The organism is Acinetobacter sp. TWP2-2-3 (genome assembly GCF_049896445.1).
In the GTDB taxonomy this organism is placed as follows: domain Bacteria; phylum Pseudomonadota; class Gammaproteobacteria; order Pseudomonadales; family Moraxellaceae; genus Acinetobacter.
In genome coordinates, this window is record NZ_JAFCUI010000005.1 from 160,306 (window position 1) to 174,217 (window position 13,912).

Below are 13,912 nucleotides of genomic sequence, written 5' to 3' on the forward strand. Positions count from 1 at the left end.
GAAAATGTGATGTATTGCGCATAAATTACCTGCAGAAATGAAATTAGATAAATGCTAAAAATTTAATCAGCTAAGATTTTTTGCAAGTGACATTCAAAAAAACTGGCAGTAAGATATTGCAACTAAAACCATCGGTGATAGAAAAGAATGCTCACAGCTCAAGAAGCTTTAGAACGTCTTAGACAGGGTAACCAACGTTTTGTCAGTGGCGATACCACGCATCCAAAACAACTTAGCCACCAACAGCGCGCAGAAATGGCAGAGGATCAGAATCCGTTTGCGATTGTCTTGGGATGTTCAGATTCGCGCGTTCCAGCCGAAATGGTTTTTGATCAGGGTCTCGGCGATCTTTTTGTGATTCGTGTTGCAGGTAATATTGTTGCACCCTCACAGGTCGGCAGTGTTGAATTTGCCGCGGCACGTTATGATTGCGCGATTGTGGTGGTGTTAGGTCACAGTCACTGTGGTGCGATTAAAGCGACTATTGATACCTTGATGTGTCCAGATTGCCCCCCATCGGCAAACCTGATGTCGATTGTGAACCGCGTACGTCCTTCAGTTGAAACTTTAATGCAAACTGAACTGAAAAATGACTTGGCAAAATTGTCCAAGCATGCAGTACGTTCCAACGTATTTGCTTCGGTGAATCAGTTGCGTCACGGTTCAGCCGTTCTGGAAAACCTGATTGGACAAGGAAAACTAAAAGTCGTGGGTGCTGAATATTCACTGGAAACTGGTGAAGTGACATTCTTCGATTTCTAATCACGATTCATCTAAATATATTCTAAAATAAGTTAAAGGCGCTTTATAAAGCGCCTTTAATGTATGGATAAGCATTATTTAACAGGATTGTCTGTGCTTTAGCATTTGGATGAATCAGATCCTTTTGCATCAATGTTTTATTACCGGCGACACCCTGCATAAAGAAGGGCAATAACTTCACCTTATATTGCTGACTCACCACTTTATAATTATTTTCAAAAGCCTTGCTATAGGCCTGCCCGTAATTAGGCGGCATTTTTATGCCAAAGACGATGACCTTGGCCTTGGCTTTCTGGCTCTGCTGAATCAGGCTGGCTAAATTTTTTTGAATCATTTGCGGTGGTTGTCCACGTAAGCCATCATTGCCACCTAACTCAATCACCACAAGGTCTGGACGATGCGTCTGCAGCAATTTTGGCAGCCTGGCCAGTGCTCCGCTGGTGGTTTCACCGCTGACACTTGCATTGACCACTTTATGCTGTTTCGGATACTGTTGCTCTAAACGCTTTTGTAATAAATGTACCCAACCCTGCTGGGGCTGGATACCATAACCTGCACTTAAACTATCACCTAAAATCATAATCGTCTTTGCTGAAACCCCAAGAGGTAACAGGCACAGACTGAGCAAAAAAAAGTAAGGCAATAGCCGAGTTTTCTGATTAAGATCTTTCATATAGGACACGTATGATTCAAAGCAGCAACGATTCGACCATCATGCCACAGGCTATTATTTCTGCCCAGAAATTGACACAAAAGATACAACTTTCACAAAAACAGCTCACCATTTTTGAGGATCTTGATCTGGATATTCAGGCCGGAGAACAAGTGGCAATTACCGGTCGTTCCGGTTCCGGAAAATCCACATTACTGGGTATTCTGGCGACACTGGATCAGGCAAGTTCAGGTCAGCTTATGGTCTGTGGCGAATCAGTGTCTAACTTGAATGAAGAACAACGTGCACTGGTACGTTTAAGAAATATCGGGTTTGTCTTTCAGTCTTTTCAGCTCTTACCGCACCTGACTGCACTTGAAAATGTAATGCTGCCATTACGTTTGCAACCTGGTTTTAAATATGCAGAAGCTGAGCAAAAGGCGTTGGCATTACTACATAAAGTTGGTCTGGATCGACAGACGCAGCAAACCCCAAAAGTATTGTCCGGGGGAGAGCAGCAACGTGTAGCCATCGCTCGTGCACTGGTTAGTGAACCAAAAATCATTTTTGCCGATGAACCCACGGGTAACCTCGACGGCGAAACTGCCAAAGAAATTGAACAACTACTCTTTCAACTGAATCGGGAACTGGGGACGACTTTGGTGCTGGTCACGCATGACCGCAAACTGGCGCAGCAGTGCCAGCGGCATTTTGAATTGCTGAATGGCGAGCTGATTGAACATCCGAGTGGGGGATGAAATGAATCCATTATTTCGCCCCTTACTGACGCAAAGCTTTAAAACGACCGGAATTTATCTGCTGATTATTGCCTTAACGCTGGCAATTAGCGCGACCACTGCACTTAAGTTTAGTAATGAGCAGATCCAAAATGCAGTTGCCTTGCAGGCAGCAGAAATGCTGGCTGGTGATCTGGTGCTTTCAGATAATGAGCCTTTGCCGGAGCAGTGGCGTGATCAGGCCAAGCAGCTGGATTTAAAGCAGTCAGAAGTCACTTTCTTTAGCAGTATGGCCTATACCGATGCGCAGTTTGTTATGGTCAATGTCAAAGCCATTGATCAGGCTTTTCCTTTGCGTGGCGAACTTCGGGTGCAACCGGCAAAAAAGTCGATTCAGTCTGGTGAAATCTGGCTCAGTCCACGAGCCATGGATTTGCTCAAAGTCAAATTGGGGGATCAGCTGAATATCGCCGATGCAGCATTCAAAGTCACCGCCAAGATTGAACAGGACTCCAATCAGGAGCTTGGATTTTCCGGTTTTTCGCCGACCGTGATTATTTCCCAGGTGGATGTGGCACGAACTAATGCCATTCAGGTAGGGAGCCGGATTGAATATCGCTTACTCATGGCTGGCCGTCCGGATGATACCCAACAATATGAAGCCCTGTTCAAGCAGCAGGTCAAGTCAGCAAATGCCTCAGCTGAAACGCCAGCGGAAGTACAAGGGCAGGAATTTGAGGAGCAAAGCAGTCTCAGATTGCGCAATGCTAGTGAAGGCAATACCCGCTTGATGAAGCCGATTGCTAATCTGGACACTTTCCTGCAACTGGCCAATATTTTGACCATTCTATTATGCGGGATTGCCATTGCCTTAACCGCGCAGCGTTATGTGCAGCAGAATCAGGATCATATTGCCTTAATGCGTTGTATTGGCGCCACCAAGCAGCAGATTCTGTCGGCTTATCTGGCTTTACTCGGGATGGTGCTGTTGATTGCCATGCTAATTGGTACCGTGGTCGGGATCAGTCTGGGTTATGGACTGTTGCAATTGATGTTGCAGCTGATTCCAAATTTACAAATTGAATTTTCCGCTATCGCAATGTTGCTTGGGCCATTGCCGGTCGCGATGCTGACCAGTGCTGTAGTGTTACTCGGCTTTGTCATGCCAAGCTTGTTGCAACTGCTGAATACGCCACCGATCCGGGTGATCCGCCAGCAGGAAAAATCAGTGCAATCTATGCTGTGGATGCTGCTGACCGGAACGCTCAGCCTGATTATTTTTAGTGTGATTTTGACTGAAAATCTTTTGCTGACCGCCTGGGTGATTGGCGCGATTATTGTGTTATGTGCGGTGTTGTATCTGACGGTATGGGGGGTGTTGAAACTGCTGCGGAATATGAAGCTGAATCTGTCAGCCTATGTACGCACACCTTCTCAGACCGCCTTGCAGATTACGGCTTTAGCCTTGGGCTTGAGCCTGATTACAGTATTGGCCGTCTTGCGTACCGATCTGCTGGAGCGCTGGCAGCAACAGTTACCGGAAGGTACACCGAACCAGTTCGTTTACGGTTTACCGCCTTTTGAGATGCCAGCCCTGAAAGCCCAACTTGAGCAGAATGGCTGGAAAAGCACACCACTGTATCCAAATGTCCGTGGGCGTCTGGTCGCCAAAAATGATCAGCCTTTTGCCGAGGAACTGGTGAAAAGTAGCAATACCTTAAGACGTGAACTGAATCTGACCCAGTCAAACCGCTATCCTCAAGATAATGTGATTGTTAGTGGTGACGCGGCTTTAAAGCAGGTCGGCACTGTATCGGTCGAAGCCAATACTGCTGAAGAGTTAGGGATCAAGATTGGAGATAAACTCAGTTTCAGCCTGCCGGAAGGGATACTGGAAGCTAAAGTCGTTAATCTAAGAACCGTCGAATGGGAAAGTTTTAGTCCCAACTTTTTCTTTATCTTTGCACCCAATACCATGGATGCCAATGCCGGCAGTTATCTGGGCAGTTTTTATGTCCCGGAGGTAGATAAGGGCAAACTGGTGTCTGTGATCCAGCAATTTTCCAACACGGTGTTTATTGATGTCAGCCTGATTCTGGAAGAGATCAAACGCATTGTGAATGTGCTGGTGCAAATCGTGACCATTCTGGCAGTACTGGTCAGCATTTCCGGTTTTCTGGTACTGATGGCCTGTCTGAACCTGTTGATGGATGAGCGCAAACGTGAAGTGGCTTTGCTTCGATCATTCGGTAGTTCCAAGCAGAAACTGAAAACCATGATGAGTCTGGAAATTGGTTTTATTGGACTGTTTGCTGGAATTGTTTCCTGCCTGTTTGCCGAAGTGATCAGCGCGATTGCCAGTTATAAAATGGATTTAATGATTCAGCCGCATTGGGAAATCTGGATTATCTTGCCGATCTTTATGACCACTTTATGTGCGCTGATTGGCCGTTATCGCCTGAGTTATCTGTCAGAGATTCCACCCTTACAAAGCTTGCGTGAGATGAATCAATAAGATTCATCTCCGTGATTTTTAAACTGGCTGAGAGTTAAAGTTTTAGTTGCTGTTGCATCATTTCCAGAATCTCTTGCCACAGTGGGCGAATGGGTTCGAGTAAGGCCAAGTTATGTTGATAAAGCAGCACACAAAGGCCGAACCCGACAATCAAGGCAATCAGATTGAACAGGTGGCTACGCTGCATTTTTTGCCCGATGTACCAGAGCAAGGTGAGAAAAGCTCCCATCAGTATGCCGCCAATATGTGCGGCATTGTTGATTCCGCTGATCATAAAACCCAGCGCGAGGTTCAGGCCCATCACCATCACCAGGGTTTTTTTATCCAGAATAAAACGTTGCTGTGGCAGCATTGGCAATAAGGCTAGCACTGTCAGTGAAGCCCCGAGTCCCATCACGGCACCGGATGCGCCGGCACTGACCGCAGGCAATAAATCCGGATTAGCCACACCGCCTTCGATCAGGCTATAGCTGTCCTGAATGTTCATATAGCCACTGAGCAGGCTGCCCATTAATCCGGCACACACATACAGGCCAATAAAATACATCCGGCCAAACAGCTGTTCGGCAACACTACCAAAAATATACAAGGCCCACATATTCAACATCAGGTGAATCAGGCCAAAATGAAAAAACATGCTGCTAAACAAGCGCATGGGTTCCGCTAAATAGGTTAAAGGTGCATAATCGGCACCCCAGAGAATAGCGTCTCGGGTACTCGGCTGGCTAACATCCATGCCATGCATGGCTTGCCAGCCAAATAATCCAACATTGATCCCGATTAAAATGGCGGTGATCCACCAGAGATGCATTTCAAGTTTGCGATGTTCGACAGGGGGAGAGTATTCAGACATGCTATTTTTTTGCTGTGATTGTATATTTCGAATAAGCTTAACACGAAAAATTAAATTTTCAGGAGTAACGCACTGACATGAAAGCCTTTCTGATCCGCACGATGCTAGTCATCGTCAGTGTGATTCTGCTGGTTCAATTGTGGATCTTTGCCAGTCTGGCTTGGTGGCGAACCAATCCGGTGAACACCACCATGATGATGCGGATTGATTACTGGACAGAGCCTTCCAAAGCGATTCAGCATCAGTGGCGTCCCTATGACGAGATCAGCCTGAATCTGAAACGTGCCATCGTCACTGCGGAAGATGGAAAATTTATTCATCACCATGGTTTTGACTGGGACGGAATTCAAACTGCGCTGAATAAAAACAGAAATCAGGGCCGTGTAGTGGCCGGTGGTTCGACAATCTCCCAGCAATTGGCGAAAAACCTGTTCCTCGTCAACAAGCGTTCCTTTGTGCGTAAAGGTCAGGAAGCAGTCGCGACCTGGATGATGGAACGCATGTGGTCGAAAGAACGAATTCTGGAAGTCTATTTAAACTCGATCGAGTTCGGGGATAATATCTACGGCGTTGAAGCAGCGGCCAAACATTATTTCGGTAAAACCGCACAAAGCCTGACCCGCGATCAAGCCATCTTTCTGGCTGCCATTTTGACCAATCCGAAATATTTCCAGGATCATCGCAATTCCTCTGCATTAAATGCTCGTAAGTGGATGATTCAGCGCTATATGCGTTATGCAGAATTACCTTAATTGATGATTTGAAGAGAAAGCCCAATTATTTGGGCTTTTTTTATGAAATTGTCATCAATTTGAAGCATACTTGGAGGGATAAGCACAATTTTAAATCCGCATAGGTTTGATATGAATACGGCAGCCAGCACAACTTCAGCACAGCCCGAATATACATATAATGATCGTTATATTAATCGCGAACTGTCTATCCTAGACTTCCATTTACGTGTCCTGGAACAGGCTGTCGATCCTTTACATCCATTGCTCGAACGCATGAATTTCCTGTTGATTTTCTCGCGTAATCTGGACGAGTTTTTTGAAATCCGGGTCGCAGGAATGATGGAACAGCTGGATCTGGATAATGAAAGTCGGAGTCCGGATGGCTTGACTCCAAAGCAGGTTTTAGAACAGATTTCTAAAACCGCACATGCTGCCATTGAACGTCAATACCGTATTTTAAATGAACAAATTCTGCCAAAACTGCGTGATGAAGATATTTGTTTCCTGCGCCGTGGTGAGCTGACTCCGGCACAATCTGCCTGGATTAAAAAATATTTTCAAGAGCAGGTTGCGCCGGTTCTCACGCCGATCAGTCTGGACCCTGCGCATCCATTCCCGAGACTGGTGAATAAATCACTGAACTTTATTGTCACATTGGAAGGGAAAGATGCTTTTGGCCGTCAGATTGATCTGGCTGTGGTACCCGCACCGCGTTCACTGCCACGCGTGGTACGTTTACCGGATGAACTGACCGATGGAAAAGAACATCATGTGATGCTGTCGGCGATTATTCATGAGCATGTGTCTGATCTGTTCCCGGGGATGACGGCGACTGGCTGTTATCAGTTCCGTGTTACCCGAAATGCCGATTTAGCCTTGAATGAAGATGTTGAAGATCTAGCCAAGGCACTCAAAGGCGAACTCAGTTCACGCCGTTTTGGCCGCGCCGTGCGTCTGGAAGTGACAGAAAATTGTCCGCAGCATATTTATGAATATCTACTGAATGAATTTGATCTGGACGACGAGCAGCTTTATAAAGTCGCGGGCCCGGTCAATCTGGCACGTTTGCTATCTAACTTTAAACGTCCGCATTTACGTTATGACTCGCATACTCCCATCATTCCTAAAGTACTGAAAAAATCTGAAAATATTTTTAGTGCGATGCAGAAACAGGATATTTTGCTGCACCATCCTTTTGAATCTTTTGCGCCGGTCATTTCATTATTACGTGAAGCGGCACGCGATCCGCAAGTGCTGGCGATCAAGCAAACCTTGTACCGCAGTGGGCCAGATTCTGAAATTGTGCAGGTACTGGCTGAAGCTGCCCGCAATGGCAAGGAAGTCACCGCAGTGATTGAATTGCGTGCACGTTTTGATGAAGAATCCAATATTGCGGTGGCCAATGTCCTGCAAGAAGCGGGTGCGGTCGTGGTCTACGGCATTGTTGGTTACAAGACTCACGCCAAGATGATTCTGGTGGTGCGCCGGGAAAATAACAAACTGGTGCGCTATGTGCATCTGGGTACCGGTAATTATCATGCCGGCAATGCACGAATCTATACCGATTATGGTCTATTAACGACAGATAAAGATCTGTGTGAAGATGTGCATCGTATTTTCCAGGAATTGACCGGTATGGGGAAAATGGCCAAGCTGAAAAAGCTGCTACATGCGCCATTTACTTTGCATGCCCAGTTACTTAACTATATCGATAATGAAATTGCCTATGCTCAAGCAGGGAAACCGGCGCAGATTATTGTCAAAGTCAATGCACTGACCGAAATGCAATTGATTAACAAACTCTATGAGGCTTCTCAGGCCGGGGTACAGATTGACCTGATTATCCGCTCAATTTGCAGTTTGCGTCCGGGGTTGCCGGGTCTGTCGGAAAATATCCGGGTGCGTTCAATTGTCGGGCGTTTCCTGGAACATACCCGCGTGTATTATTTCAGCAATAATGGCAATTCACGTATTTACTGTTCAAGTGCAGACTGGATGGATCGTAACCTGTTTAATCGGGTCGAGGCCTGTTTCCCGGTCGAAGATGAAGCCTTGAAAAAACGCATCTATCAACAAGGTCTGTTGAATTACTTGAAAGACAATCAGCAATCCTGGTTATTGCAAGGTGATGGTACTTGGCTGCGGGCACAGCCCAAAGAAGGTGAAAAACCGCATAATGCACAACGTATTCTGTTAGAGCTGTTTAAATAAGTTTAAGTATTTAAAGAGGCTGAATATTCAGCCTCTTTTTTATTTCGAACATACAATTGAACTGTTTAAGCTGAGTCTGATCAGTTTTCGATAGATGTGTTTGACCTGACTATACATCTGATAATCTTTCATCTGAAGCTGGTTTTGTCGTTCGGTTTGCGATTTATGCTGACTCATTACTTGTAATAACTGTAATTCAGCGAAGTTGAGACAGGCTTTAACGCTGGGCTGGTGCAGGAGATAATCTGCCAATTCAGTATGAATGTAGGCTCCACCGCGCAAGACAGTTGTTAGACTATCAGCGAACTGGGGTAATGAATCATGATGCTGCATATAGCTATCTGCGCCGGACAGCAAGGCTGAATAGATCAGTGCTGTGGAATGAGTATTGAGTATGGCAATAACGGGCGTATCTAGGCTTTGCTGTTTCAGCGGACGGATCACACTGATCTCTGAAGTTGTTGCTGCATGATAAAGAATCAGATTAGGCAGATGTTCAGTAATCATGGATTGTGCGGACAGCATATTGTCCGCATACAGCAGCATATCTGGCTGATAGCCGAGTTGCTGTAGCACGGTCTGGATTTTTGACAGGTCGAGTCCAGTCGGTGAACGAATCACTAAAACCGGTGCAGGCAAAAGGCTAGCCAATAAAACGCGATCCTGTAGATGCTGATAGAGAGCTATACTGTGAATCAGGCAGATGCAAATGCCTATCCCAAAGAATAGTGATTTAGCTGAAATGTAGAGATTCTAAGTTTCTAGGCGGACTGGATGCATTCAATTCAAGATATAAAAAAGGAGCAACATGTGCTCCTTTTTATTATCTATAGATCAGGCAGCATCGTGCTGAGTGATTTTCTGGAAAATCTGTAATAGCACATCAAACTCGCTTTGCAGCGGTGTGCTTTTACGGGTTACCAATGCCAGGGTACGACTTGGGGCTGAATCGATCGCTTTTACCTGAATCTCAGGATTGCCTTTAATCATATTGGTATGGATCGCAATTTCAGGCAGCAGGGTAAAGCCCAGATTTGCAGACACCATTTCGATTAAAGTCGGCAGTGAGCTGGCTTTTAAACGGTGATCATTTTTACGCTCACCAATCGGGCAGGCACTCAAGGCATGATCACGCAGGCAATGACCTTCTTCAAGTAACATCAGGCGAGACAGATCCAGATCTTCTAAAGAGTTTGCTTGTGCAGCATGCTGATCAGATTTTTGGTAAACCAGATACAGATTCTCTTTGGCAATTTCAGCAACTTTCAGACCACGGGTGTCGAAAGGCAATGCCAAAGCCACCATATCCAGGTTGCCATGTTCCAGCTTTTCTACAATCTTTTCACTTTGCGCTTCATGCAGATGCAACTGGATTTTTGGTAATTGCTTATGCACTTCATCCAGCAGCTGGGACAATAGGAAAGGTGCAATTGTTGGAATGACGCCGAGATGTAGATCACCGGTTAAAGGTTCACTCATCTCACGACTTAAACGCATTAGGTCCTGAGCATCGGCCAGTAGAACACGTGCGCGTGCAACCACTTGTTCACCAAGAGGCGTTAAACGAACATTCTGGCGGTCGCGTTCAACAAGTACGCCACCGAGTAAACGCTCCAGCTCCATGATGCCGCCAGACAAGGTTGACTGGGTGACAAAGGAGCGGCGAGCAGCTTCTGTAAAGTGTAGCGTCTCTGACAGTGTTACGAGGTATGACAGCTGTCTTAGGGATGGTAATGCAGCCATAGTGTCCTAATGTTTATGATTTAAAATGATCAGCAAATAATTCGCTAAGATATGGAATAAAATGCGGTGGGATATCATGCCCCATTCCATCAATTAATTCAAATTTAGCCCCTGAAATTGCTTTCGCAACGGCCTTGCCATGGCTAGGAGGCAGCAATCGATCTCGAGAACCATGGACTACCAGGGTTTCTTGTTTGATTTGCTTGTCCAGTTGCAGCAATGAGCCTGTACATAATATTGCTAAAAACTGTTGAAGTACACCAGCAGGATAGTAACTTCGCTTATATAATTTACGGGCGGTCTGTACCGCTTCCAGATGATTGACATAACCTGGCGAGCCGATGATCTTAAACAGTTTCAAACTATGATCAACAATGCCATCTTCATCTGTTGAAGCCGGTTTGTCAATCAAACTAAAGAGTTGCTTAGGGAAGGGCGGTGGCAACATCGGCTGGTTATTGCTGGTAAACAGTAAGCCCAGTTTTTTGACTTTGTCCGGATAACGCGCGGCCAGAATCTGGGCAATCATACCGCCCATCGAAGCACCCAGCACATAGACTTGTTCCAGCTGCATTTTTTCAATCAACAGACTGACATCTTCGGCCATATCATACAGATCATAAGGTGCACCCTGATTACCCAGACCCAGCACAAAACGGCTCATCATTTTCAGGGTATTCAGGCGTGGACCTTTGTGATGGACTTTTGAAGACAGACCAATATCACGATTATCAAAACGGATGATGTGATAGCCATTGTCTATCAGTGACTTGCAGAAAAAGTCAGGCCAGTACAGCATTTGCCCACCCAGCCCCATAATCAGCAAAATGGTGGGATGTTCCGGATTTCCACCAACCTCGACATGTAGCTGGATCCCATTGCCAAGATCGACCTTGGTTTCATGCATGAACGAGGTATAAGGGGAAAGATTAAACTGTGCTGCGCTGTACATAGTCGCTGTCCTAATTAAAGGATATTTCGTTTAAAAAATATCCTTGCTATTAAACCTCTAAACCGCAGCAGGAATCAAGTCAGGAACCTGTTTGGTCAAGGCCAGACGCTGTTTGGCTGCAGTGGCGCCCAAAAGCACGAAACCACGTAAGGTGCCGTTAGCATCGAGCGCTTTAGCCAGCATGCCATCGTCAAACTCTTCAGTTTCCCAGGTGACATCAACATCAACTGGTGCAGGTAATACCGTTAAAGGTGCAGCAGGCGTTTTGACTGCCACTGGCATAGCCGGATAATGTACAGCGGTATGTTCACCGTTTAAGGTTTTTGCCAAAGCGCGGGCTTGTTGCATGATCGGCATGACATAAGGCAATAAAGTTCCATTGACCTCGGCACAGTCACCTACAGCATAGATGTCGGCTTGGTTGGTTTCCAGTTGTGCGGTGGTCAAAACTCCGCGACTGGTATGTACGTCTGCCTGTTTCGCCAAAGAAATATTTGGCTGTAAGCCCACCGCAGATAACACTACATCAGCGACCAAAGACTGACCATTGGCCAGCGTGACCAGATAATCCCCATTGTCCGCACGAGAGACTTTTTCGACTGTTGTGCCCAAGACAAAGTGAATGCCGGTTTCTTCAAGATTCTTCTGGAATGCAGTAGCAACATGTTCTGGCAATAAACGGCCAAGCGGCTGAGGCGCCAAATCAATGACGGTAACCTGATGATCGGTATTTTGCAGGTCGTTGGCAAATTCACAGCCAATCAGGCCTGCACCTAAAATCACTACACGTTTGTCTTCACGTGCTGCCAGATTGTTACGGAAAGCTTTATAGTCACTTAAATTGTTGACGACATGAATGTCATCGCTGGCATCACCGGCAATCGCCAGACGTACCGGATTGGCACCGATGGCTAATACCAGTTTGCTATAATTTTGCGTACTTTCCTGACCATCTTTTTCCAGAACCAGCTGATGATCTTCCGGATGAATGGCTTTGACCCAGGTATGCTGTTCAATGCGCATATTCAGCTGTGCTGACATTTTAGCCGCATCGCCTAGTGGAATTTGTTCAGGCGCTTTATTGCCAGCCAAAGCATTGGAGAGCGTCGGTTTGGCGTAATTGACCGCATCATCCGCACAGATCATCAGCAATTCATGTTCTGGATTGAGTTTACGAAATTCACGTGCTACGGCATAACCCGCCATACCTGAACCAATAATGACGATAGGATGCATAGTCGTTTCCATATGGTAGAGCTCCATGCTGTATAAATGATTGAAAGGCATAAAAAAAGACCATATGGATATGGCCTTTAACTGGACGTGATTAGACTTCGATCATTTCGAAATCAATTTTAGACACGCCGCAATCTGGACAGGTCCAGTCATCTGGGATATCTTCCCATTTGGTGCCTGCCACGATCCCGTCTTGAGGCCAACCTTCTGCCTCGTCATAAATCCATCCACATACGATGCATTGAAACTTTCTCATGTAACTCTCCAAAACTGAGCAACTGTAGGCGTCAGCTTAAAATCCATAAAAGGCAAGACTCTAAAAGAATATGACTTTTTAACAGTGAACATATTTGGCTAAATTTTTACGCAGTTCTATTCATAAAGTAAAGTGAATAAAAGCTTAATCAGCGAAATTAGCAGCAGAATAGACGACACATTCCTCATTTATCTAAAAATCACGCCAATCAGCTTTTCTGGCGTAGGCGGTTAAAGGATAAAAAGCTGACGATGGCAAAAATGAGTGTTTATCTTGTGGGATAGACCAAAGTCGTGCAGTAAAAACTTGAGTTTTTAGGTAATTTAAAATCAGTAAAGTCCGGATTAAATATTTTTAAAATAAATCAATATAATAAAATCAATATCTTGTAATTAAACGTCGGGTTTTTATTAGGCAGCTTGGCTTGTCCGCTCTACTCAAATAGGTTTAAAATTCCCATATTCCTTTTCTTTTTTTAAGATCTCCCATGAGCAATTTGTCTACTTCTTTGTGGTCTCACATTCGTACGGTCCAAGATTTTCCAAAACCAGGAATTTGCTTCTTTGATTTGACCCCACTTTTCATGAGCAATATTGGTCCATTGACTGACGCTTTGATTGCCAGCATTCCTGCTGACAAACTGGCAGAAGTAGAAAGCTTTATTGCGGTTGAAGCGCGTGGTTTTGTGTTGGCAAGCTTGTTGGCACAACGTACAGGCAAAGGCTTATTGTTGGTGCGTAAAGCAGGTAAATTGCCACCTCCAGTGGTCGGTGTGGGTTATAGCCTGGAATATGGTCTGGATCGTTTAGAAATGTCTGCGAACGTTCAGTCCCAGAAAGTAATTATTGTGGATGATGTTCTGGCAACCGGTGGAACCTTAAAAGCTGTGAATGAACTGGCTCAAAAATGCCAGCATGAAGTACTTGGTGCAAGTATCTTCCTTGATCTTCCTGACCTGCATGCTGAATTAGGCCTGGATATCTGGTCAGTATTGGACGACAAATCTCAGCCTGAAGCGGCAGTTGCTTAAGTCATAAATTAAAAAAAAGCCCCAAAAATGTGGGGCTTTTTTATTGCCTGATAAAATGATCTTCGATTTCCTGAATCAGTGTATTAATTTGCTCAATTGGACGACAAATCTCAGCCTGAAGCGGCAGTTGCTTAAGTCATAAATTAAAAAAAAGCCCCAAAAATGTGGGGCTTTTTTATTGCCTGATAAAATGATCTTCGATTTCCTGAATCAGTGTATTAATTTGCTCAG

The 13,912-nt window shown here is 45.3% G+C and carries 13 protein-coding genes; 6 read left to right on the plus strand and 7 right to left on the minus strand.

Annotated features, from left to right (window positions below; translation table 11 throughout):
- Window positions 1–147 precede the first annotated feature (147 nt).
- Window positions 148–762 (plus strand): carbonic anhydrase, encoded by a 615-nt coding sequence (locus ACP7AK_RS09190; RefSeq protein WP_004646264.1) that lies wholly within the window; start codon window positions 148–150, stop codon window positions 760–762.
- A gap of 43 nt (window positions 763–805) precedes the next feature.
- Here the strand turns inward: ACP7AK_RS09190 and ACP7AK_RS09195 are convergent, their stop codons facing one another.
- Window positions 806–1,435 carry an arylesterase gene (locus tag ACP7AK_RS09195; protein WP_005104662.1) on the minus strand — a complete coding sequence of 210 codons (630 nt, stop codon included), beginning with the start codon at window positions 1,433–1,435 and terminating at the stop codon, window positions 806–808.
- An 11-nt stretch (window positions 1,436–1,446) separates the two neighbouring features.
- Between ACP7AK_RS09195 and ACP7AK_RS09200 the strand changes: the two genes are divergently transcribed.
- Together ACP7AK_RS09200 and ACP7AK_RS09205 are read left to right on the plus strand one after the other, a co-directional pair.
- Window positions 1,447–2,172 carry an ABC transporter ATP-binding protein gene (locus tag ACP7AK_RS09200; RefSeq protein WP_191111963.1) on the plus strand — a complete coding sequence of 242 codons (726 nt, stop codon included), beginning with the start codon at window positions 1,447–1,449 and terminating at the stop codon, window positions 2,170–2,172.
- A gap of 1 nt (window position 2,173) precedes the next feature.
- Window positions 2,174–4,666: an ABC transporter permease gene (locus ACP7AK_RS09205; RefSeq protein ID WP_425879697.1), complete on the plus strand. Its 2,493-nt coding sequence runs from the start codon at window positions 2,174–2,176 to the stop codon at window positions 4,664–4,666.
- 34 nt (window positions 4,667–4,700) lie between these two features.
- Here the strand turns inward: ACP7AK_RS09205 and ACP7AK_RS09210 are convergent, their stop codons facing one another.
- Window positions 4,701–5,519: a rhomboid family intramembrane serine protease gene (locus ACP7AK_RS09210; protein WP_425879699.1), complete on the minus strand. Its 819-nt coding sequence runs from the start codon at window positions 5,517–5,519 to the stop codon at window positions 4,701–4,703.
- 77 nt (window positions 5,520–5,596) lie between these two features.
- Between ACP7AK_RS09210 and mtgA the strand changes: the two genes are divergently transcribed.
- Both mtgA and ppk1 read left to right on the plus strand, forming a co-directional pair.
- Entirely contained in the window at window positions 5,597–6,271 is a 675-nt protein-coding gene (gene mtgA / locus ACP7AK_RS09215; protein WP_312584680.1) for a monofunctional biosynthetic peptidoglycan transglycosylase, read from the plus strand.
- Between the two features lie 111 nt (window positions 6,272–6,382).
- Window positions 6,383–8,464 (plus strand): polyphosphate kinase 1, encoded by a 2,082-nt coding sequence (gene ppk1, locus ACP7AK_RS09220; protein ID WP_005107537.1) that lies wholly within the window; start codon window positions 6,383–6,385, stop codon window positions 8,462–8,464.
- Window positions 8,465–8,503: 39 nt separating this feature from the next.
- On the opposite strand, the gene ACP7AK_RS09225 is transcribed toward ppk1, so the two are convergent.
- The 5 genes from ACP7AK_RS09225 to rubA all read right to left on the minus strand — a co-directional run bounded on the left by ACP7AK_RS09225 (window position 8,504) and on the right by rubA (window position 12,651).
- Entirely contained in the window at window positions 8,504–9,115 is a 612-nt protein-coding gene (locus ACP7AK_RS09225) for a DNA-binding response regulator (protein ID WP_425879702.1), read from the minus strand.
- Window positions 9,116–9,298: 183 nt separating this feature from the next.
- Entirely contained in the window at window positions 9,299–10,207 is a 909-nt protein-coding gene (gene oxyR / locus ACP7AK_RS09230; RefSeq protein WP_004279412.1) for a LysR family transcriptional regulator OxyR, read from the minus strand.
- 13 nt (window positions 10,208–10,220) lie between these two features.
- The gene (gene estB / locus ACP7AK_RS09235; protein WP_004646272.1) at window positions 10,221–11,159 is read right to left on the minus strand and encodes an esterase EstB; all 939 of its coding nucleotides are present in this window, start codon (window positions 11,157–11,159) and stop codon (window positions 10,221–10,223) included.
- 57 nt (window positions 11,160–11,216) lie between these two features.
- A complete protein-coding gene (gene rubB / locus ACP7AK_RS09240) occupies window positions 11,217–12,395 on the minus strand; it encodes a rubredoxin reductase RubB (protein WP_425879786.1) in 1,179 nt (392 codons plus the stop codon).
- 91 nt (window positions 12,396–12,486) lie between these two features.
- Complete coding sequence (gene rubA, locus ACP7AK_RS09245; protein WP_004646274.1) at window positions 12,487–12,651, minus strand: rubredoxin RubA; 165 nt, start codon at window positions 12,649–12,651, stop codon at window positions 12,487–12,489.
- Window positions 12,652–13,138: 487 nt separating this feature from the next.
- Between rubA and ACP7AK_RS09250 the strand changes: the two genes are divergently transcribed.
- Window positions 13,139–13,681: an adenine phosphoribosyltransferase gene (locus tag ACP7AK_RS09250; RefSeq protein WP_071850580.1), complete on the plus strand. Its 543-nt coding sequence runs from the start codon at window positions 13,139–13,141 to the stop codon at window positions 13,679–13,681.
- Window positions 13,682–13,912: the final 231 nt, after the last annotated feature.